Below are 19,582 nucleotides of genomic sequence, written 5' to 3'. Positions count from 1 at the left end.
GAGAAACTACTATGCCTACCCCCGCTAAGGGTCCCCGCCTCGGAGGCGGTCCGGCTCACGAGCGCCTGATGCTCGCGAACCTGGCAGCATCGCTCTTCGAGCACAAGCGCATCACCACCACGGTCACCAAGGCCAAGCGCCTGAAGCCGTACGCCGAGCGCCTCGTCACGTTCGCCAAGCGCGGCGACCTGGCTTCCCGCCGTCGTGTCCTCGGCCTGATCAGCAACAAGGGCGTTGTCCACGAGCTGTTCACCGACATCGCCGGCGCCGTCGCCAACCGCGACGGTGGCTACACCCGCATCACCAAGATCGGCAACCGTAAGGGCGACAACGCTCCCATGGCCGTGATCGAACTGGTGCTGGAGCCCGTTTCCCCGAAGCAGGCTGTTGTTGCCGAGGCTACCGCCGCCGCTGCCAAGGCTGCTCCGGCTGCCGCTCCTGCCGAGGAAGAGGCTCCCGCCGCTGAGGCTGCAGAGGTTGAAGCTGCTGAGGCTCCGGCTGAGGCTGAGGCCGAAGTCGCTGCCGAGGAAGCTCCCGCTGCAGAAGCTGCTGAGGAAGCCCCCGCCAAGGACGAGAAGTAAATCACGTCCGGCAAGCCGGCTGATTCTGCAGCAGTAGAATCGAGGCTATGACTGAACAAAAACCCGCTGCCCCCGCTTTGGGGGGCGGCGGGTTTTTGCGTATCCGCCTGGACCTTTCCTATGACGGCGGCCCCTTCAACGGCTGGGCCGTGCAGCCAGGTTTGCCCACGGTCCAAGGCTCGCTTGAAGAGGCCCTCGAACTAATCATCCGTCGGCCGGTGCGTGTTACAGTCGCGGGGCGGACCGACGCCGGGGTCCACGCCCGCGGCCAGGTGGTCCACCTGGATATCACCGAGGCTGAGTGGCGCGCTTTGGGGCGAGGGCGCGACGTCGACCCCGCCGTCGCGCTGGGCCGCCGTCTGCGCGGGGCGCTAAGCCGGGTCCTCACGGACCAGCATGGTGCGATTGAAGTGCACGACGCCGGACTGGCACCTACAGGCTTCGACGCCCGGTTTTCAGCGTTGTGGCGCAGATACAGCTATCGGATTGCCGACGGACCGGAGCTGTGGGATCCGGTACTTCGCGGCATCACGCTGTGGCACAAGGCAAAACTGGACACCGGACTGCTCAATGAGGGGGCGGTCAGGCTCTTGGGCCTGCAGGATTTCCTGGCGTTCTGCAAGCCGCGTGAAGGGTCTACCACGCTCCGTGAGCTACAGCGTTTCGAGTTCGCCCGGGCCGACGACGGCACTATCGCGGTGACTGTCCAGGCCGACGCCTTCTGCCACAACATGGTCCGGGCCCTGGTGGGTTCGGCCCTGAGGGTTGGCGAGGGCCTCGAAAAGCCAAGCTGGCTGCATGATCGCCTGCTGGCCCGGGCCCGGGACGCCAAGTCGGTCCTGGCTCCGCCGCACCCTCTGGTCCTCGAAGAGGTAGCGTACCCCGACGACGACGGCCTGCACGCCCGCGCTGAACTCACCCGGGCACTGCGGGAGTAACGCCCTGAGGGAGTAAGCATGCCCCCGCGAGTTGGCCCCCGGAACTCCTCGAGTTGGTGCCCGCTACCAACCCGCGAGTTGGCATTTAATGGCAATGTTTGCTCCAGACATTGCCATTAAATGCCAACTCGCGGGGTCTCTGCGACGGGATTCGGTAGTGTCAGTTCCGTGGTGTCAGGATTCAGCGCCGTCAGGTTTCAGCGGTGGCGGTGCTGACGGGCAGGGTGAGCGTGAACGTGCTTCCCTTGCCGGGTGTGCTGTCGCACGTGATGCTTCCTCCGTGGCGCTCCAAGATGGTCTTGGTGATCGATAGTCCGAGGCCGGCGCCGGGGATAGCGGCTTTTCGCGCGGCGCCCGAGCGATAAAAACGCGTGAAGATCTTGGCCGCGTCATCCGGGTTGAGGCCCATGCCGGTGTCCTTTACCTGCACCTGAACCCGGTCTCCCTTCGTGGCGGCACTTACGGTCACCACGCCACCGTTCGGCGAGTACTTGATGGCGTTGGACACCACATTGTCCAAGGCCTGGGCCATCCTGAGGGGGTCGGCAGAGGCCCACAGGGGCACAGGTACATCGGTGACCAGTTGGACGTTGGCAGCATCCGCCTGGGCCTGTGCTGATCCCACGCTGTTGTGGATGAGCCCGGCGAGGTCGGTCTGCCGCGGGCGGACGTTCAGTACGGCCGATGCGGAGAGAAGCAAGTCAGATACCAGGGCCCGTAGCCGCTCAGCGTTGCGCTGGGCGACTTCGAGGCGGTCCAGGGCGGCTGGGCCTATGCCCTCGGGGTTGGACAAAACCAGATCCAGATTGCCGAGGATGGATGTCAGTGGAGATCCGAATTCGTGGGACACATTGGAGACAAGTTCCTCTTTGGCCGTCAGCGCCTCGATGACGTCTGTCACGTCACTGTAGACGACGACGGCGCCTCCGAAGCCGTCGTCGGCCTCTGGGTCCATGCCCCTAGAGGCGGTGAAAAAAGCGCGCTGTCCGGGCCCTTGGCCCATCCAGACGAGGTAGTTGGCAAAGTTTTCGCCGTTGGCGGCACGCCGGAGGGGGCGCTTTTCAGCGGGTAGTGGGGAGTGGCGATCCTGGCTGAAGAGAAGTTGCCGAGGCTCGTCCGCCACACTTCCGCCAGCCTGTGTAGCGGCGGCCTTATTGAATGACTCCTGCTTGGTGTTGGTCAGCAGCGTGGTGCCGTCCGGTCCCAAGGCGACGATGCCGACGTCGACGGTGTCCAGGATCGCATTCAGGAGTCGTTCACGGTCGCGGCTTTCTGCCAGCAGTTCGCCCAGCCTCTTGTCCTTTTGTTCGATGCGCTTCTGATGTAGCCGAATGTTGGCGCTGGCGAAGTGGATCGCCAGGGAAATTGCCAGCATCATCAACGGCAGCACCAGCAGGCTGGTGATATCCGACGGCGTTGGGTTCGGTAGGTGCTGGACGAGGGCAGGCAGGGATATGACCAGGGGGCCCACAATGCTGATGACGATACTGGTCCGCGCGTGCAGCCCGGAGGCGGACAGCCAGATGACGGGGAACATGACCAACAATGCAAGGCCCGGAATGACATTCAGGGATGCGGTCCGGGTAAGGAAGAGAGCAAATAGATCGAGGAGCGGAATAACCAGCCACAGGTTAGGCCTCAAGCGCTCCCATGGAACCAGGAAGCAAGCCAGGAATATTGCGGCATGAAAGGCGATGGTGGCCACGAAGAAGGCGTTCTCCAGAAGACCCGGCCAGGCCCACGGCGCAGAGACAACCACGATCGCGATGAAAAGGGTCAAGGGGGATTGGGACAGGGCAACCTGCCCGCGTGGTCCTAAATGCCTGTAGAAACGACGGGCATCGCGAACCATCATCTGCTCGCTGTTAATGCCCATATCTTCGGACAGTTCGGAGACTGAATCCGTCGCTTGCTTCGTTGGAAACCTCGGCATGAAGCCAATTATGCCCTCAGGACGAAGAAGTGCACCCAGAAAATTAGCAAGGTTTTACTAACGCAGCTGCTCACCGTGAACTTCATTCCCACTTTTTGGGTGCGAATTAGGTGCCAACTGCGTTTATGGATTGTAGCCTAAGTATTCGGGTGAAGCTTTGCGCATTTGCGCTGGGCGATGTGCGGGCCACCGGACGCGAGGATAACCATGAGCGAGAATGGGGTTGCTGTTGTTATCGAAGACGACGACGATGTTCGGAACTTAGTGGATGCTGTCCTGAAGGAAGCCGGATTCGAGGTTTATTCAGCTTCCAATGGGCGCGAAGGCGTCGAAATGGTCCGACAACAACAGGCCGCGGTGATTACCTTGGACGTGGGTTTGCCCGATATCGACGGGTACGAGGTCCTGAGGCGTATCCGGCAATTCAGCGACGCCTATGTGGTGATGTTGACGGCCCGCAACGAGGAGCCTGAAACCCTCACCGCTTTCCACACGGGGGCGGATGATTTTGTCACCAAACCCTTCCTGCCCCGGGAACTCCGCGCCAGGATCAATGCCATGATGCGCAGGCCGCGGCACGCGGTACCTCTTGCGGCCACGGGGGGCAGCGTCCCGCCACCGGCAGGTGTTGCGCAATCATCCATATTTCAGGGCCGCTTCGAATCCTCGGCCCAAGGTAGTTCGGCCGCGGGGACCGAAGAGGCCGTGATTAAGCACAACGGGCTGGTCCTGAACTACAAGTCCCGCGTTGTGCTCCTCAACGGCAAGCACCTGATCCTGACGCGAAGTGAATTCGACCTGCTGTTGGACATCGTCCGGGCTGGCGGCGAAGTCCGTACCCGTGCCGATCTTGTCCGGGCAGCCAGGGGAGAGCATTACCGCGACGACAGCTATATCAGCGACGCCGATGAACGTGCAGTTGAGACCCACATTGGCAATTTGCGCAGGAAACTCCGGGAAGATCCGCAGTCACCGCGTTGGCTACAAACCATTAGGGGAGTGGGGTACAGGTTGGCCCCCAAGAGGCCGGACCTTGAGTAGGCCTTGGGCGGAGAGCGGCGGTCAGGCGTTTCGCAGGACGTAGCTGGACTGCAGTTCAGCCACAGTGGCCCTGCCACAGTCATCGAGTCGAGCGAGCATGGTTCCGGCCTGTTGGACGTCACGGGTGCGAACAACGTCCTCGACGGTCGCAGCGAGATGGGCTAACTGGACGCCACCCACCATGGCGGCGGACGTCCGGACGCTTAGGATCGCTTCCAAGGCCGCGACGGAATCGTGGTTGGCGATCGCCGTGGCGAGGGCCTTGAAACGCTTCTCCCACAATTGCGTGAAGCCAAGGACAAATGCACGTGCAGTCAAGGGATTATCCAGCTGGTCTTCCAGGGTCTGGATTGCGGTGAGGTCAAGCAAGGGGGGTGCTCCATCAGGCGCAGCAGGCGCGGGCGCAGCAACGGCAGCCGGTGACGAGTCATCGGGATCCGAGAATTCGCTGCTGAGCTCAGCGCCTGGAAGGGACATGGAATAAGGCTACTTTCTGAACGGAGGAAAAAACCGATCTCGGGCGTATCCTGTGTAAACTTTGAGCCTTCCTTGATAGTCATTGGCAAAGCGGGTAATGCGATGCTGGTTTGCGGAGTGAAGCACGGCCACCTCCTACTGGCCGCTGAACTGAACCACGGTATTAATGACTGCCGGTCCAAGAATTGCGATAAACAGGACCGGGAAGATGAAGAACAGCAGCGGGAAAAGAATGGCAACGGGAAGTTTCATGGCTTTTTCCTCGGCCCGCTGACGCCGCTTTACGCGCATGACCTTGGCTTGGACGCGAAGGACCCTGCCGATTGCAATTCCATAGGTGTCGGCCTGAACCACTGCTTGGACAAAACTGCGCAGCTCTGGAATGTTGGTGCGCTCCGCCAAGGCTAGGTAGGACTCCTTGCGGCTGCGGCCTACCTGCATGTCCTGAAGGGTCCGGACCAGTTCCTCGGCCAGGGGACCTTTACCGTTTTCTCCGGCCCGCGCCATCGCGCCTTCAAACCCGAGGCCGGCTTCTACGGAAATCAGCATCTGATCTAGGGTATTTGCGAGTTCCAGTCGTATGGCCTTTTGGCGTTCCATACTTTTGCTGTAGATCAGCAGGTCCAGCAGGAAATAGCCGAGCAGGAACACAAAGATGGCCACGATTTTGATGATCGGTGCCTTGTTGCTTGAACCGATCAGCACGCCCAGCGATGCACCGATGACGCCCAGGAGTGGCTTGGCGACGAGTACGCGTCCCAGGGGCCACGCTGTGGGCCGCCCAGCGAGGGAGAGCATACGGTCGAGCCAGCGAACGTAGGCCGGTGGCGTGAGCGCCCGACCCAGCGTTGACAACAGCTGCCCGGGCGCCTTGCGTGGCACGGCGACGACGTCCTGACCCCGGGTCAGGAGCGCCTGGGTGGCCTTGCGTCCACGGCGGTCGACGATGAGAAGGGACCAGCTTAGGTAGCCGATCGGAACGGATACCAGCAGGAGGCAGGCAAGCATCAAGGGATTCATTGTCCACTCAGAACTTCAGGTTGATAATCTTGCGCATCCACAGGCTTCCGATGGTCATCAGCACAAGCGAAGCGATGATCATTGCCCAACCAAGGGGATGGGTGAACATCACGTCCATGTACTTCGGGTTAACCATCAGCAGCATGACGACGATGCCAATCGGCAGCGCGATCAGGATGTAAGCGGAGAACTTGCCCTCCGCGGCAAGGGCTTTGATGTGGCCCTTGATTTCGGCCCGTTCCCGGATGGTTTCGTTCACCTGGTCGAGGACCTCGGCAAGGTTGCCACCCACCTCCCGGTTGATCTGGATAGCCTGGGCAACCCAGACGAAGTCCTCGTTTTTCATCCGCAAAGCAGTGTCGTTGAGGGACGCAAGCAGGTCCCTGCCAAGGCTCGTTTCCGTGATCACGCGGCGCATTTCTTCGGAGGTGGGGCTCTGGGATTCGGCGGCTGCGGCGTCGATTGCCCGCAGCACACTGTGGCCTGCACGCAAACCTCCGGACAGGAGCTGCAAGGTATCGCCAAGCTGCTCGTCGAAGGCAGAACGACGGCGGCCCGCCAGGAAGGACAGCACCAGCTGCCCTAGCAACGGAGCCAGCAGGGCCAGCACCACGGCCAGCACCGGGCCTGCCACGATGAGACCGGCCAAAGCCAGAACCACTGCCCCTGAAACTACCAGCGCCAGGAACTCGGCCTGCTTCATCCGCAGCCCGGCCTTCTCCAAGGCCTCCTGGTTGAACCAGCGCAGCTTGCCGCCAGCCAGTTGGCGGTCGAGCGCTTGGACCGTGGAACCCGCCAGGCGCGTGAACGTTGAGGTCTGGTCAAGCTCGAACGGCCGCCGCCGGTCAAGCGGGACAGCAGGAGAGCGCGGGATCACGAAGGCGACACCAAACAGGACGGCGGCCGCAAGGAAGAGCACGGTACCGACAGCCAGCATCATTGTCTGTCACGGCCTTTCAAGGTTGGAATGCGAGGAGTTGGGCTGTGTGACGTTGGGTTGTGGGGTAGCAAACACCCTGGGCGACACATGGATGCCCATGTCTTCGAAACGGTCGATGAACCGTGGGCGAATGCCCGTGGCGACGGGCTTGCCCAGGAAGCGGCCGTGGCTGTCCACACCCGCGGCGTAGTCGAAGACGAACGCGTCCTGGAGGGTGACGATCTCGCCTTCCATCCCCTGGACTTCGGTGACGTGCGTAATGCGGCGGCTGCCATCGCGCAGGCGGGAAATCTGGACAATCAGGTTCACGGCGGAGGCAATCTGTTCCCGGATGGCACGCAACGGAAGGTCCATGCCCGCCATCAGCACCAGGGTTTCCAAACGTGCAATGGCGTCCCGGGGAGAGTTCGAGTGCACCGTGGACAGGGAACCGTCGTGGCCGGTGTTCATGGCCTGCAGCATGTCCAGCGATTCGCCGCCACGGACCTCACCAACCACAATGCGGTCCGGACGCATGCGGAGGGAGTTCCGCAGCAGGTCGCGGATGGTGATCTCGCCCTTTCCCTCCGTGTTGGGCGGCCGGCTCTCCAAACGCACCACGTGTTCCTGCTGGATCTGCAGTTCCACGGCGTCCTCAATAGTGACGATCCGTTCGGTGGCGGGCAGGAAGGAGGATAGGACGTTGAGCAGCGTGGTCTTTCCCGTACCTGTACCGCCGGAGACGATGATGTTCAGCTTCGCCTTGACGCACGCGTTGAGCAGTTCAGCCATTTCCGGAGTCAACGTTCCGAAGTCGATCAGGTTCCGGACCGTCAGGGGCACTTTGCTGAATTTACGGATGGTCAGCGAGGAGCCACCGACTGCCAGCGGCGGGATCACCGCGTTCACGCGGGAACCGTCTTCAAGGCGTGCGTCAACCAACGGTGAGGACTCGTCGATTCGGCGGCCAACGCGCGAGACGATACGTTCGATGACCTTCCGCAGATGCTCTTCCGAGCTGAACCGGGAGTCCGTCAGGGTGAGCTTGCCCTTCCGTTCCACATAAATCTGGTCCATGCGGTTGACCATGATTTCGGTGATGTCGTTGTCGTCCAGGAGCCGCTGCAACGGACCGTACCCCAGGACGTCGTCGGCCACGTCGCGGACCAGCCTGATCCGCTCCTCGGGCGACAGCGGCACCTGCTCAGCATCGATGAATCGGCTCAGTTCCTCGCGCGCAAGAGTCCGGAGTTCCAGTTCAGTGGCAGCGGAGTCGTTGAACCGGGCGCCCATCCGTTCGAAGAGCGCCGTAGCGGCGCGCTGCTTAAGGGTGGCAAAAGCGTCCACCGGCTGGCCCGCTTTGGCGCGTACCGCCGTCGGGCTTTCCGAGACGTCAAAGTACGACGGCGATTCGGCGCCGACGGCGTCAAAAGGCGCCTCGCGCTCGAGTACTGCAACAGGGGCTGCGCTCGTGGGTGCCGTCTCCGCAGCGGCAGGCTGGGGCTGCGCTGCTTGGATGCGGTCTGACAGTTTCACTTAGATGACCACCCTTCGATGCAGTTTCCTGGCTGGCGTGGAGTGCCAGTCCGGATGGAAGCGCTGGACCAGGCCGTGGAGGCATTTCGCGGCAGGATCCTTGCGTTGGTCCTGCAGCAGGGGGATGCCGCGGTTGGTCGATAGGGCGATGGCGCGGGAGCGCGGAATGCTGATGTCCACTGGTGCCCCGATGGTTGACTCGAGGTCCTCCACCGTGAGCCCGACCTTCGAGTCGGCCATGTTGAGGACCATGTGTCGGTTTTCCGGAAGCAGGTCCAGTTGGCGCAGGATGCCAAGGCCGGAGCGAAGGCCACGGGCGCCCGGGACATCCATTCCGCTGACCCAGATGGCGTCGGTGCACTTTTCCAACGCGGCCAGTCCCACTTCGGGAAGGCCGGGCGCAGTGTCCACCACAACGTAGTCGAACTCATCGGCGAGCTGGGTGAGCAGGTGGCCAATCTGTTCGGGCGTGATGTTGTCCGCGTCCACGGGGTTGTCCGGGGCGCAGATGGCGTAAAAGCCAGCCGGGTGTACGGTAAGGAACGCCTTCAGCACCAGCGGGTCACGGCTGGCCGCCGGAGTGACGGCGTCGGTGACTGTGTGCTCCGGGTTGAGGTAAAGGGCGGAGGCAACGTCGCCGAACTGCAGGTCCAGGTCCACAATGCAAACGCGCATGGGAGTGATGCGACCCAGTCCCACGGCGAGGTTGGTGGCGATGGTGGTCTTGCCGACTCCGCCCTTGGGGGAGAAGACACCGATCACCTTGCCCCTGCCGGTCTCCGAAGAGGCGGGCGCGGAGGTCCGGCGTCGGCTTGCGTGGTACTGGCAGGCACGCTCAAGCAGGACGCGCACCTGTGCAGGGTCCGAGCCTTGGCTCAGGATTTCGCGGACACCGGAGCGCATGGCCTGCAGGACCAGGGAAGGCTCCGATTCGGCTACCAGGACTACGCTGACCTCGGGCCAGCACACGTCCAGCACCGTGGCGAAGCGCAGGGCATCGTCCACCCGCAGCCCGGGACCCAGGACAACAACCTCAAGCATTTCTGCGGCCGGCTCCGCCGGGGTGGCGACAGGGGAGGGTGCCAGGAGTTGCTGGGGATCGTCGGGCAGCATGTCCGTGGCGAACGTCCGCACGCTGCCCTGGAGTCCGGCGACGGCCTGACGGAGCTGGGCGTCGAACTCGGTGCTCGGCGTGATGAGGATGAAGCGGCTCATCGGTAAACCTCACTGCGCTGGATGATACCGGGGTGGTTGTCTGAGCTGTCGGTTTGTTCCTTGCCGACCCAGATGCTGGCGTATTCGGCGGCGAAAACGATCTTGGAGGCCTCGGCGTCGGACACCGCGACCGTCACCAGCAGCGAGCCAGTGGGGAGGGTGGTGTCCTGTTGCTCCTGGCCGGAGTTTGATTGCGTACCTGACTTCGCTTTCGCCGTGGCGGCTTCAGGTGCCCGCTGGACGGCGGTAACCAGGGCCTTGCGGATGGAAAGCTGGGTGGTTTCCTTGTCCGCCTTTGCCTCGATGCCGCCCTTTTCCATGGAGATGAAGATGCCGACGTGCTCTCCCGGGCTAAGCCGGCCGCCGATGATGCGTTGCGGCTCCACCTGGAAGGACACTTCCAGAAGGCCCTTCGGGACGGTCACGGAGCCCGGCGTCTTGAGTTCGGACTGGGCCACCAGACGCTCCGACACCAGTTGCTCGCCGACCACAAGGTCGGCTGAGGTCACCTTGCCATCCTGTCCGTCGAGGGTCTTCAGGGCGGATTTCGCGACGGCGGTGCCCGGCAGCTGTTCGGTGGCCACCGAGGACTTGATGGACTCCACCGGAGTCCCGGCGGGGATGGCCTTCTTGACGACCAGCACCGCCACGGGGTCGAGGTTCTTGACGGCGCGCTGATCGGCGCCTTGGGCGTAGCCGAAAGTCAGCACGGCTCCGACGACGGCGAGCAGCACCGCTGCCAGGCCGGCGATCAGGCGTGACTTCATGACTTTTTCTCCTGTAATGCTGGTGTTGGGGTTTGGTGCATTGTGGAATCAGCTACTAAATTTCACGACGGTTGCGCCGTAAGGGCTGACGGGGCCGAGCTTGTAGCCGTCCGCGAGGGACACATATTTGACGAAACTTCCGATGATGCCGCGGCAGCTGCCGGTGCAGGCAAGGGAGCTCCCCACATCGTTATTGGTGTTATGGAAAATCAGGGCGGCATTAGTGCCGTTTCCGGAAGCGAATTTCCAGCCCTTGACGCTGAAGGCCGCGAAGGCCACCAGATCGTAGGAGGCGCTATTGCCGGTACCGATCACGTCGTTGTAGACGGGAAAGAGAACGACGACTGGCCTGCCCGCTGTCAGTTCCGCCGCCCATTGACCCGCAATGCCGGCGCAGTTTGAAGGTGCGTCACCACCGGTTTCGCCGACGCTCTTGTTGACGTCGATATCGACGCTGCCGCCGCAGCTTCCGGGATTCTGGGTGATCCAGGCGAACCCGCCGGGAACGGTCTTACCGGCCGGCCCAAGGTTGCACGACGCATTGTTGCCCGAGGTGTGGTTTTGGATTCGCTGCGTAGCGCCGTCCACCATTCCGTTGACCTGGCACACCGAGAAGACCAGCGGAAAGATAACCGGACCAGCTGTGGGGCTGCCCCATTGGACGGTGGAGGCCGTGGTGACTTCCGCACTTTCCATGCCGAAGATCTGGGCAAATTTGAGTGACACGCTGTTGGCCGCGTGCCCCTGTTCCTGGGCGCCCGCCGTCACCGTGACGGTTCTGTTCGTCTTGTCGAGTGCCACCGACTTGATGTTGCTCAGACCATCTACAGCGTTTCCGTTGGCGATGGTCTTGGCGAGGGTGGAGGATGTGGTGCAGTCGGTGTCCAAAGAATTCTTGGCGCACTTCTGGGCGATGGCGAGCGCCGCCGCATCGGAACCATTCTTTAGCTGGGCTTTTTCGGAATAGAGCATGCCGACGTCCACTGCTATGGCGGTGAAGCCCAACAGGACCACCATCGCAATGGCGACAATGACAATCACACCGCCGCGCTCGCCGTCGTTCTTGTTGTCCTTTAGCAGGTTTATCAGCCGCCGCACAGCATGACCCCCTTGCCTTTCATGGTGAAGGGACCGGCTATGCCGGTCAGGGTGCTGAGCGAGTAGGTGATGGTCACCGTCATCTGGGCGCCGGTGGTGCAGCTGGCAGCGCTGAAGGCGATGTTGCTGTCGGTCAGGGCGGGGGAGAGGGAGACGGCCGCGTTCTTGGCTGCTGTCTTTGCCGTGGTCTGGTTGTTGTTGACGGCCATCACGCGGACGCCTTCGCGGGCGGCATTGGTAAGGGAGACCTGGGCGTTATAGGCGCGGCCGTATTCCATGATGCCCATGAGCAACAGGACGAGGATCGGGGCAACGATGGCGAATTCAACCGCCACGGCTCCGCGTTCTTTGTCCCTGCGCATTTTTCTCCCTGACCAGTCTGTAGTTCGTTGGTACGGCAGCCCCCCAAGGCTGTGGCGGCGACCCTTTGGGCCGCCGCCACTACTGCCGTGCCCTGCCTGCCCCCAGCGGACAGGCTTTGTTGATGCGCGTTCCTTACGGTGCGCAGGTGCCGGCGGCGCCGGCTGCACCTGCGGTGTAGGTGCCACCGCTGACGGAACACTGAACCTGAACGAACAAGTCCTGGAGAGTCGTACCGAGCAAAGTGACAGCCACGATGATCACGACGGCGATGAGGCCCACCATGATGCCGTATTCGACGGCGGTGGCGCCCTTTTCGTTGCGGGTAAAGCGGGTTGCGAGGGTGGAGAGGGTGGTAAGCATTTTTATTGACTCCTGAGCGAGTTTTGTTGGGGGCGGCTGGCCCGTTCACCAGCGCTGAAATAAAGGTAGGGCCGGTTTTCCCGCTGTGGTTGGGAGTTAGGGACATCCTGTGGGAAGCCTTGGCAAGCTGCGCTTTTCTTGTGGTGTTCTTGTGGTTTTCTTGAGGTTTCTCGGGTGGAAGTCTTGAGGGTTTACTCCGGATTTTGTGCGTTTGTGGCGCATTTGTGGCGCAAAAAATGCCCCGAACCTTGAGGTTCGGGGCATGAGATTCATTGCTGAGGGCTGGATGAACTTAGATGGCCCTCTTCCGGCTCTGGGTACCGGAAGAGGGCCTGTTGGGAACACCGCCGGCTCTGGGTACCGGCGGTGGCCCAGTCTGTGGGAACTCACACTCTGCGTCTATGGAATTCCGAGGGCTGTCCTGACGCCAGTTACGAGGTAATTGAAGTAGCTGCTGAGGGCTGTTCCAAAAAGTCCCACGCCGGCCACTAAGACGATCGCGATGAGGCCAGTCAAGATGCCGTATTCCGTGGCAACTGCTCCTCGTTCGGCTGTCAGGGCGCGGCCTACGACGGCCTTTACCCAAGCCGACATCTTTTCCAAGGCTGCCGCCGCTTTCATGAGAATGCCTTGATAATGCCCATGACCGCGGGGCCCATGAGAATGATGAACAACGTCGGGAAGATGCAGAAGATCAGTGGGAAAAGGATCTTCACCGGGATCTTCATGGCGTGCTCTTCCGCTCTTTGCTTACGCTTCAGACGCATTTCCTCGGCCTGGGCCTTCAAGACCTTCGCGATTGCAATTCCGTAGGCATCGGCCTGGACAACTGCCCGAATGAAGCTCCGGACATCGGGAACGTCGATGCGCTCCGCCATTGCCAGGTAGGCTTCCTTTCGCGTACGACCCACCTGAATATCCTGCAGAGTTCTAATGAATTCATCTGCCAGGGGCCCGCGCCCGTTCTGTGCTGCTCGGGCCATTGCTGCTTCGAAGCCCAAGCCAGCCTGGACAGCAATCAACATTTGGTCCAAGGAATTTGGCAATTCCAGACGGATGGCTTCCCGGCGCTTTTGCGCCGTGGAACGGATGATCAGGTCCGGCGCGAAATAGGCGAAGGCAACAGCTGCGAGGGCGATCAACACTTTCAGCGGTGCGGGATCACCGATGATGATCAAGATCCCGACGATAGCCCCTGCCAACGCCAGAAGTGGCTTGATCATAAGGACACGGCCCAGCGGCCATTCTTTCGGGCGTCCCGCGCCGGCCAGTTGTTGGTCGAGCCATCCGACGTAGCCAGCCGGCGCGAGTTGACGGGAGAACTCCGAATAGCGCTGTGATAATGGCAGGTTCTGGGCTGCCGCAGCCTTGCGTTGACCCAGGTTTTGGCGGATGTTTTGAAGCCCTGCCCGGTCTCCGGTGACTACCAGCCAGACCATCCAGCTCACGGGCGCCACAATGGCGAGCATCGCGGCATAGGCAATGGGTTGCATGGCGTCCTCCTCAGTACTTTGGCTTGATTAGACGGCTCAGCCAGAAGGCGCCAAGGCTGAGCATGATTACTGCCGCGGCGATCATCAGGTACCCCGGAATGGTGGAGGTGAACGTCTGGGCATACGTGGGGTTGATGAATAGAAGGGCAACGAACATGAAGATCGGCAACGAGATGAGTACCAGCGCGGACACACGGCCTTCAGCGCTGAGCGCCCGCACCTGCCGTCGAATCTGATTCCGGTCTCGGATTGTCTCGCCAACATGGTCGAGGACCTCCGCAAGGTCACCGCCGACTTCGCGGTGGATTTCAATTGCCTGGGCGATCCAGCTGAAGTCCTCGTTCCGGGTTCGTACTGACACCTCAATGAGGGATTCACCTAGGTCACGGCCAATTCGGGTCTCATTAACGATTCGAGCGAGTTCCTCGGACATGGGAGCTTCACTTTCCTTCGCTGAGGCGTCGATGGCACGAAGGAGGCTATGGCCAGCCCGCATGCCACCTGTAAGCATCTGGAGCGTGTCGGGCACTTGCTCGTCGAACTTCGCCTGTCGGCGTGACGTCAGCAAATTCAAAATCAGCACCAGGGCCAACGCGGCGATGCCGCCCATGAGGAGCAGGAAGAAGATGCCTCCCACAAGGAAACCAACCACGGATGCGAGCACCACTACGATCCCGCCCATCAAGAGATAGTCGGCGGGCTGCTTTTTCAACCCCGCAGCGTCCAGGCGCGGACGGGAGAGGAGACCACCTGTCCGGGGCTGTATCCGCGAATCGATTACGTCGATAGCCGTTTCCGTGAGCCGGGTTAGTGCCGAGTTGTGGATTGGCGCGTCAGGCCGGCGGCGATCCAATGCGATGGTCCTGCGTGACTTGAAGACCACCCAAAAGAACACGCCCAGGGCTATGTACACGAGTGCAAGCCCTATTGGCAGGAGGAACGGGAACAACGCGCCGATCTTCATCGCCGACCTCCCGCCATATGGGCGCCGAAAACGGCAGGTGAGATCGGGATGCCGAGTTCCGCGAACCGGTCCGTGAACCGTGGACGGACGCCTGTTGGAATTGGCTTCCCGAGGAAGCGTCCGTTGGCGTCCACGCCGGCTGAGTAATCGAAGACAAAGGCGTCTTGGAGGGTGACGATGTCGCCTTCCATTCCTTGGACCTCGGTGATGTGCGTTACGCGGCGGGTGCCGTCACGAAGACGCGTGATGTGAACAATGAGGTTCACTGCAGAGGCCACCTGCTCCCGGATGGCCCTTAGCGGAAGATCCATCCCAGCCATGAGTACCAGGGTTTCCAGACGGGCAACGGCGTCACGCGGCGAGTTGGCGTGGACCGTGGAGATGGAGCCGTCGTGGCCTGTGTTCATAGCCTGCAGCATGTCAAGCGACTCGCCGCCGCGCACTTCACCGACGACGATTCGGTCGGGCCGCATACGGAGCGAGTTCCTTACAAGGTCGCGAATGGTGACCTCGCCGCGGCCTTCGATGTTGGCTGGCCGGCTCTCCAAGCGCACAACATGCTCCTGCTGAAGCTGTAGCTCTACCGCATCCTCGATGGTGACGATGCGGTCTGCCGCGGGGATGAAGGACGACAGCACGTTCAGCAACGTCGTCTTTCCGGTACCGGTACCGCCCGACACAATGATGTTCATCCTCGCCAGGACACAGGCCCTGAGCAACTCGGCCATCTCAGGGGAGAGACTGCCAAACTCAATGAGCTTGTTCACGGTGAGCGCCTCGCGGGCGAACTTGCGGATAGTGAGTGAAGGACCATTAACGGCGAGTGGCGGGATGATGGCGTTGACACGGGAGCCATCCGCCAAACGTGCGTCCACCAGCGGGGACGATTCATCGATGCGACGCCCGACGCGCGAGACTATCCGTTCGATCACTTTCCGGAGGGCGTCGTCGTCAGAGAACCGAGCATCAGTCTTGTAGATGGTGCCGTAGCGCTCTACGTAGATGCTGTCATGCCGGTTGACCATGACTTCGGTAATCTCCGGGTCATCAAGGAAGCGCTGGATGGGGCCATGGCCCAAGACATCGTCGATGATCTCGGAGATCAGCCGCTGCCTTTCAGATGGGGTCAGAGGCACTTGTTCCTCATCCACCACAATTTTGAGCTCATCCTTAACAAACTGGTGTAGCTCTTCCTCATTGATGCTTGAGTCGGACACCCTATTGCCGAGGCGTTCATAAAGGAGTTGGCTTACGCGCTCCTTGAGGTCGGACAGCGCCCCGCTCGACTGCCCGTTTGCGGCACCATCTTCGGTTGTCAACGGGGTGGAGGCAGCTTCGGCTGCCTTAGCTTCCTGGATTTGGCTCAGCGTGGATGCCGCACTGACCTTTTTCCCGTCCTGAGGAGCGATGTCCGGGCCCCCAGCCTGGCCGTCCTCGTTATGTAGGTATCCGAGTCTCCGTGAGAGGTTCACCGGACCACCGCCCTTCTGTGTAGTTGCTTGTGGGTTCGGGCATCCCAGTTAGGCCTGAACCTGTCAACCAGTTGTCGTAGCCCTTTCTGGGCAATATCTCGGCTGTTGTCCTGCAGCAGCGGGACGCCCTTGTTCGTGGAAAACGGAAGTGTCCGCGAACGAGGAATCGCGACGTCCACAGGAACCCCAATACTTGCTTCCACATCGGTTAACCCAAGACCACTTTTCGCGTCGGCCATGTTGAGGACCACGTGACGGTTCTCTGGAAGCAAGTCGAGCTGTTCGAGAATCTGCAGACCAGTGCGCAGGCCTCGGATACTTGGGATGTCCATGCCGCAAACCCATACAGCGTCCGTCGCCCGCTCCAACGCTGCCAGGACGTGCTCACCTAATCCAGGAGCTGTGTCGATCACGACATACTGGAACTCCTTGCGGAGCTGATCCAGCAATCGGCCAACCTGGTCCCCGGTAATCCTGTCGATGTCAACGGGATTCTTTGGCGCACACAGTGCGTAGATACTGGCCTTGTGCATGGTGAGGTACGTCTTGAGCACCATGGAGTCTTGGGTTGCCGGCCCCTGGACAGCATCAGTGATTGTGTGTTGGGGATCCAGTAGCAAGCCGCTGGCGACGTCGCCGAACTGGAGATCCAGGTCGACGATCACCACGCCCATCGGAGCAATGGTTCCCAGGCCAATCGCAAGATTCGTGGCTACAGTGGTCTTCCCGACGCCGCCCTTGGGCGACATGACGGCCACGATCCTTCCCCCCATGGCCTGGTTCGGCGACTCAGCCGTATTAGGGGCGAGTCCGCGGCGCCGGCCTGCAGCCGCTAGCGCAGCGCGTTCCACCATGATTCGAATTGTGTCGGCCTCTGCCGTGGGCGCCAGGATGTCCCGAACGCCCGAGCGCATGGCATTGAGGATCAATTCCTGTGTCTGTTCAGCGGCAAGGACAACGCTGATCTCCGGGTACTGAAGGTCCATCAGCGCGGCGTGCTTCAGTGACTCTCCAACGTCCAGGCCGGGGCCGAGGATGAGAACCTCTGGCGGCTCGCCGAGCAGCTGGCTGAGGATGTCTGCGGGTCCATCGGGCAAGTAATCAGCCTGGAACCACTGCAGGCTTCCGCTCATGCCGGCGGTCGCCGAGCGGACTCGCCGCTCGAAGTCGCTGTCAGGAGTAATGAGGACGAAGCGGCTCATCGGTATACCTTGGTGCGATCGACCACTCCGGTGTTGCCTTCAGTGGCGTTGGCGGGTTCTTTGGTCAGGTAGACCTTTCCGTATTCGGCGGCAAAAACGATCCGCTCGACATCCGCAGAAGGCCTGGCAAGAGTAACCAGGAAGTCGCCCCCACCGCTCGCCTGCTTGCCGCTGAGGGCTCCGTCACCGGATGACTGGCTCGTTGTCTTGGCGTCGCCAGTACTGGTCTGGACAGCAGTTACGAGGACCTTGTGGTAAGTCAGCTGTGTCTGGGCTGGAGCGTTAGCCTTGTCATCCCCGGCGAAAGATAGCAGAACGCCAACGGTGTCACCGGCCGAAAGGGCTCCGCCAACAACGCGGTCGATACCCAGCTTAACCGTGACTTCCTGCAGGCCTGTGGGAACCTCGATGCGACCAGGTCCCAGAAGGGCGCTGGTTTCCACCAATCGGGTTTGCAGCAGCTGTTCGCCCGGTTTGAACTCGATGGCCGAGACCTTGCTTCCTAGCTCTGAAAGGTTGCTGACGCTGTTTTCAGCGATGGCCGATTTGGGCACTGCCTTCTTTGCAACAGAGTCTCCAAACTTTGAGACGCTGGTCCCGGCGGGAATGTCCTTTTGGACAACGTAAACGTCCTGCGTCTCAGTATTTGCCATTGCACGCTTGTCCGCGCCCTGGACGTAAAGGATGAGCATGACAGTTCCGATGATGGCTACGACCAGCGCAGCGATGCCTCCCAGTAGGCGTGTTTTCAATGTGGTCACCCCTTCGGTGAATGGTTAGTTGATGAGTTTCACGACAACCACGTTGCCGTTAGGGGTGGTGGTCCCACCCGAGAAGAGACTTGGATCTGCCGAGTAGCCCACGAAGGTGCCGTACAGGCCCTTCTCGCTAGTGGTGAACACATTCGTCGGATCGTAGGTGTTGCCGGAGAATCGCCAGCCCTGGACCTTGAAACCTGCCCATTTCTGGATCATGTATTTGACGCTGCTACCAGTGCAGGGCGAGAGAATGCCTGTACAGGTGTAGGCATAGACAGGGATCGCAACCGTTTTGCCAACGAGCGAAGAGTTGAACATGATGTCGCAGCCGTTGGGCATTGAGGCGCCTGTGCTGGTCGGGTACCACTGACCTACCGTTGCCGTCACATTGCAGCCAGTGTTGCCTGTGGGCTGCAGCCAGGCGAAGCCGCCCGGAATGATCTGGTTGGATGGATTCCGTCCATTGCAGTCCAGGGCTCCCGATCCACCGCCCTGGGTCAGTATCTTGTGTGGCAGTCCATCATCCTTGAATTCACACGTGGCGAATGTCAGGGGGAGGATCGATACGCCGGACGTTGGGTAGAACCATGAGGCGGTAGCTTTTGCGCCAACGGTGACGTTCGGAGTATTGAGGGCACTGGCGAACATCTTCCGAAGGAAGCCAGCGTTTGACGTGCCGTCCTTGGTTGACGTCACAACCGTCACTTGGCCAGCAACGCTGAGATCAACCGATTGGACGTTGGACGCAGAATCCTTGGCGTTCGCGTTCGCATAAGTGTTGGCCGCACTGTTGGCACTTGCTTGGGTGCAGCCGGTAGTTTTCGAGCAGAGCGACGCAGCCGAAAGGGCTCCGGCGTCTGCACCGTTCTGCAGTTCTGCCCGCTCGGAATATATCTCTCCCACATCCACAGCCATTGCGCCGGCCCCGATGAGAACCAGGAGCATGACTGCAACCATGACGCCGGCAGCGCCACGTTCCGGGTTGTCAGTCAGTCTGCGCTTTACCCACCGCATTGCATTGCCGCCTTTCCTGTGACGCTGACCGTCGAACCGAAGAAGCCTGTTAATGAGGCAGTGTTGTAGGCCACGGTTGCGGTGACTGTTGAACCTGCGGTGTTGCAGCCGCCCGCGGAATAACTGAAGTTGCCACTAGAAAGTGGCACGCCGGGGGCGCCGGCAGCGCCCGCGGCGGATGCCTGAGAGGCGCTGTTGTGAATGGCCATGTTTCTGGCCGCTTCGCGGGCCGCCTGGGTCACGGAAATTTGCAGGTTATATGCGTGTGAGAATTCGACGATTGCGACGACGATCAGCAACAGGATGGGAGCCACGAGGGCGAATTCCACGGCGACGGCGCCGCGTTCCCTGCGCTTTTTGTGCTTGCTGCGGGTCATTGTTCCCCCAGAGGAGTGAGCAGCTTGGTGAGTGGCTGGCTCGAGATGATGTTC

Annotated in this window: 21 protein-coding genes; 3 read left to right on the top strand and 18 right to left on the bottom strand. The window is 61.2% G+C overall.

All coding sequences use genetic code 11. From position 1 onward, the window contains the following. The first annotated feature begins 11 nt into the window (after positions 1–11). Both rplQ and LD110_RS20265 read left to right on the top strand, forming a co-directional pair. Positions 12–581, top strand: a complete 570-nt coding sequence (gene rplQ, locus LD110_RS20270) for a 50S ribosomal protein L17 (protein ID WP_225501607.1) — start codon at positions 12–14, stop codon at positions 579–581. A 47-nt stretch (positions 582–628) separates the two neighbouring features. After that, the gene (locus LD110_RS20265) at positions 629–1,519 is read left to right on the top strand and encodes a tRNA pseudouridine(38-40) synthase TruA (RefSeq protein WP_225501605.1); all 891 of its coding nucleotides are present in this window, start codon (positions 629–631) and stop codon (positions 1,517–1,519) included. 190 nt (positions 1,520–1,709) lie between these two features. Here the strand turns inward: LD110_RS20265 and LD110_RS20260 are convergent, their stop codons facing one another. Then, positions 1,710–3,452, bottom strand: a complete 1,743-nt coding sequence (locus tag LD110_RS20260; protein WP_225501603.1) for a cell wall metabolism sensor histidine kinase WalK — start codon at positions 3,450–3,452, stop codon at positions 1,710–1,712. A 207-nt stretch (positions 3,453–3,659) separates the two neighbouring features. On the opposite strand from LD110_RS20260, the gene LD110_RS20255 reads away from it, so the two are divergent. Further along, positions 3,660–4,493, top strand: coding sequence for a response regulator transcription factor (locus LD110_RS20255; RefSeq protein WP_225501601.1), 834 nt, complete (start codon positions 3,660–3,662; stop codon positions 4,491–4,493). Between the two features lie 21 nt (positions 4,494–4,514). On the opposite strand, the gene LD110_RS20250 is transcribed toward LD110_RS20255, so the two are convergent. The 17 genes from LD110_RS20250 to LD110_RS20170 form a co-directional block, all read right to left on the bottom strand. Further along, the gene (locus tag LD110_RS20250) at positions 4,515–4,970 is read right to left on the bottom strand and encodes an Hpt domain-containing protein (RefSeq protein ID WP_225501598.1); all 456 of its coding nucleotides are present in this window, start codon (positions 4,968–4,970) and stop codon (positions 4,515–4,517) included. Between the two features lie 135 nt (positions 4,971–5,105). Next, positions 5,106–5,990, bottom strand: coding sequence for a type II secretion system F family protein (locus LD110_RS20245; protein WP_225501596.1), 885 nt, complete (start codon positions 5,988–5,990; stop codon positions 5,106–5,108). Between the two features lie 7 nt (positions 5,991–5,997). Beyond that, positions 5,998–6,930 (bottom strand): type II secretion system F family protein, encoded by a 933-nt coding sequence (locus tag LD110_RS20240; protein WP_225501594.1) that lies wholly within the window; start codon positions 6,928–6,930, stop codon positions 5,998–6,000. A gap of 6 nt (positions 6,931–6,936) precedes the next feature. Beyond that, on the bottom strand, positions 6,937–8,445 hold the full coding sequence (locus LD110_RS20235; RefSeq protein ID WP_225501592.1) for a CpaF family protein: 1,509 nt from the start codon (positions 8,443–8,445) through the stop codon (positions 6,937–6,939). Then, positions 8,446–9,660, bottom strand: a complete 1,215-nt coding sequence (locus LD110_RS20230; RefSeq protein ID WP_225501590.1) for an AAA family ATPase — start codon at positions 9,658–9,660, stop codon at positions 8,446–8,448. Further along, positions 9,657–10,427, bottom strand: coding sequence for a Flp pilus assembly protein CpaB (locus tag LD110_RS20225; RefSeq protein WP_225501588.1), 771 nt, complete (start codon positions 10,425–10,427; stop codon positions 9,657–9,659). Before LD110_RS20225 ends, LD110_RS20230 begins: the two co-directional genes overlap by 4 nt. 48 nt (positions 10,428–10,475) lie before the next feature. Continuing rightward, positions 10,476–11,525, bottom strand: a complete 1,050-nt coding sequence (locus LD110_RS20220) for a pilus assembly protein TadG-related protein (RefSeq protein WP_225501586.1) — start codon at positions 11,523–11,525, stop codon at positions 10,476–10,478. Continuing rightward, positions 11,513–11,887, bottom strand: a complete 375-nt coding sequence (locus LD110_RS20215; RefSeq protein WP_225501584.1) for a TadE/TadG family type IV pilus assembly protein — start codon at positions 11,885–11,887, stop codon at positions 11,513–11,515. Before LD110_RS20215 ends, LD110_RS20220 begins: the two co-directional genes overlap by 13 nt. A 133-nt stretch (positions 11,888–12,020) precedes the next feature. Then, positions 12,021–12,248 (bottom strand): Flp family type IVb pilin, encoded by a 228-nt coding sequence (locus LD110_RS20210; RefSeq protein ID WP_225501580.1) that lies wholly within the window; start codon positions 12,246–12,248, stop codon positions 12,021–12,023. 399 nt (positions 12,249–12,647) lie between these two features. Further along, the gene (locus LD110_RS20205; protein WP_225501578.1) at positions 12,648–12,869 is read right to left on the bottom strand and encodes a Flp family type IVb pilin; all 222 of its coding nucleotides are present in this window, start codon (positions 12,867–12,869) and stop codon (positions 12,648–12,650) included. After that, entirely contained in the window at positions 12,866–13,741 is an 876-nt protein-coding gene (locus LD110_RS20200; RefSeq protein ID WP_225501576.1) for a type II secretion system F family protein, read from the bottom strand. Before LD110_RS20200 ends, LD110_RS20205 begins: the two co-directional genes overlap by 4 nt. Before the next feature lie 10 nt (positions 13,742–13,751). After that, positions 13,752–14,705: a type II secretion system F family protein gene (locus LD110_RS20195; RefSeq protein WP_225501574.1), complete on the bottom strand. Its 954-nt coding sequence runs from the start codon at positions 14,703–14,705 to the stop codon at positions 13,752–13,754. Further along, on the bottom strand, positions 14,702–16,024 hold the full coding sequence (locus LD110_RS20190) for a CpaF family protein (RefSeq protein WP_225501649.1): 1,323 nt from the start codon (positions 16,022–16,024) through the stop codon (positions 14,702–14,704). Before LD110_RS20190 ends, LD110_RS20195 begins: the two co-directional genes overlap by 4 nt. 149 nt (positions 16,025–16,173) lie before the next feature. After that, complete coding sequence (locus tag LD110_RS20185; RefSeq protein WP_225501573.1) at positions 16,174–17,379, bottom strand: AAA family ATPase; 1,206 nt, start codon at positions 17,377–17,379, stop codon at positions 16,174–16,176. Beyond that, positions 17,376–18,140, bottom strand: coding sequence for an RcpC/CpaB family pilus assembly protein (locus LD110_RS20180; protein ID WP_225501571.1), 765 nt, complete (start codon positions 18,138–18,140; stop codon positions 17,376–17,378). The genes LD110_RS20185 and LD110_RS20180 overlap by 4 nt, the downstream gene beginning before the upstream one ends. 15 nt (positions 18,141–18,155) lie before the next feature. Next, a complete protein-coding gene (locus LD110_RS20175; RefSeq protein WP_225501569.1) occupies positions 18,156–19,151 on the bottom strand; it encodes a TadE/TadG family type IV pilus assembly protein in 996 nt (331 codons plus the stop codon). Then, positions 19,139–19,528 carry a TadE/TadG family type IV pilus assembly protein gene (locus LD110_RS20170; protein WP_225501567.1) on the bottom strand — a complete coding sequence of 130 codons (390 nt, stop codon included), beginning with the start codon at positions 19,526–19,528 and terminating at the stop codon, positions 19,139–19,141. Before LD110_RS20170 ends, LD110_RS20175 begins: the two co-directional genes overlap by 13 nt. Between the last annotated feature and the right edge of the window lie 54 nt (positions 19,529–19,582).

Origin of the sequence: Arthrobacter sp. M4 (genome assembly GCF_020251205.1) — a bacterium.
Classification (GTDB): Bacteria; Actinomycetota; Actinomycetes; order Actinomycetales; family Micrococcaceae; genus Arthrobacter.
This window is presented reverse-complemented; position numbering and strand designations above follow the sequence as displayed.

What these genes read in the sequence shown, in the direction of transcription:
- rplQ (WP_225501607.1), top strand. Translation starts at nt 12, where the DNA reads ATGCCTACCCCCGCTAAGGGTCCCCGCCTCGGAGGCGGTCCGGCTCAC.
- LD110_RS20265 (WP_225501605.1), top strand. Translation starts at nt 629, where the DNA reads ATGACTGAACAAAAACCCGCTGCCCCCGCTTTGGGGGGCGGCGGGTTT.
- LD110_RS20260 (WP_225501603.1), bottom strand. Translation starts at nt 3,452, where the DNA reads ATGCCGAGGTTTCCAACGAAGCAAGCGACGGATTCAGTCTCCGAACTG.
- LD110_RS20255 (WP_225501601.1), top strand. Translation starts at nt 3,660, where the DNA reads ATGAGCGAGAATGGGGTTGCTGTTGTTATCGAAGACGACGACGATGTT.
- LD110_RS20250 (WP_225501598.1), bottom strand. Translation starts at nt 4,970, where the DNA reads ATGTCCCTTCCAGGCGCTGAGCTCAGCAGCGAATTCTCGGATCCCGAT.
- LD110_RS20245 (WP_225501596.1), bottom strand. Translation starts at nt 5,990, where the DNA reads ATGAATCCCTTGATGCTTGCCTGCCTCCTGCTGGTATCCGTTCCGATC.
- LD110_RS20240 (WP_225501594.1), bottom strand. Translation starts at nt 6,930, where the DNA reads ATGATGCTGGCTGTCGGTACCGTGCTCTTCCTTGCGGCCGCCGTCCTG.
- LD110_RS20230 (WP_225501590.1), bottom strand. Translation starts at nt 9,660, where the DNA reads ATGAGCCGCTTCATCCTCATCACGCCGAGCACCGAGTTCGACGCCCAG.
- LD110_RS20225 (WP_225501588.1), bottom strand. Translation starts at nt 10,427, where the DNA reads ATGAAGTCACGCCTGATCGCCGGCCTGGCAGCGGTGCTGCTCGCCGTC.
- LD110_RS20215 (WP_225501584.1), bottom strand. Translation starts at nt 11,887, where the DNA reads ATGCGCAGGGACAAAGAACGCGGAGCCGTGGCGGTTGAATTCGCCATC.
- LD110_RS20210 (WP_225501580.1), bottom strand. Translation starts at nt 12,248, where the DNA reads ATGCTTACCACCCTCTCCACCCTCGCAACCCGCTTTACCCGCAACGAA.
- LD110_RS20205 (WP_225501578.1), bottom strand. Translation starts at nt 12,869, where the DNA reads ATGAAAGCGGCGGCAGCCTTGGAAAAGATGTCGGCTTGGGTAAAGGCC.
- LD110_RS20200 (WP_225501576.1), bottom strand. Translation starts at nt 13,741, where the DNA reads ATGCAACCCATTGCCTATGCCGCGATGCTCGCCATTGTGGCGCCCGTG.
- LD110_RS20195 (WP_225501574.1), bottom strand. Translation starts at nt 14,705, where the DNA reads ATGAAGATCGGCGCGTTGTTCCCGTTCCTCCTGCCAATAGGGCTTGCA.
- LD110_RS20185 (WP_225501573.1), bottom strand. Translation starts at nt 17,379, where the DNA reads ATGAGCCGCTTCGTCCTCATTACTCCTGACAGCGACTTCGAGCGGCGA.
- LD110_RS20175 (WP_225501569.1), bottom strand. Translation starts at nt 19,151, where the DNA reads ATGCGGTGGGTAAAGCGCAGACTGACTGACAACCCGGAACGTGGCGCT.
- LD110_RS20170 (WP_225501567.1), bottom strand. Translation starts at nt 19,528, where the DNA reads ATGACCCGCAGCAAGCACAAAAAGCGCAGGGAACGCGGCGCCGTCGCC.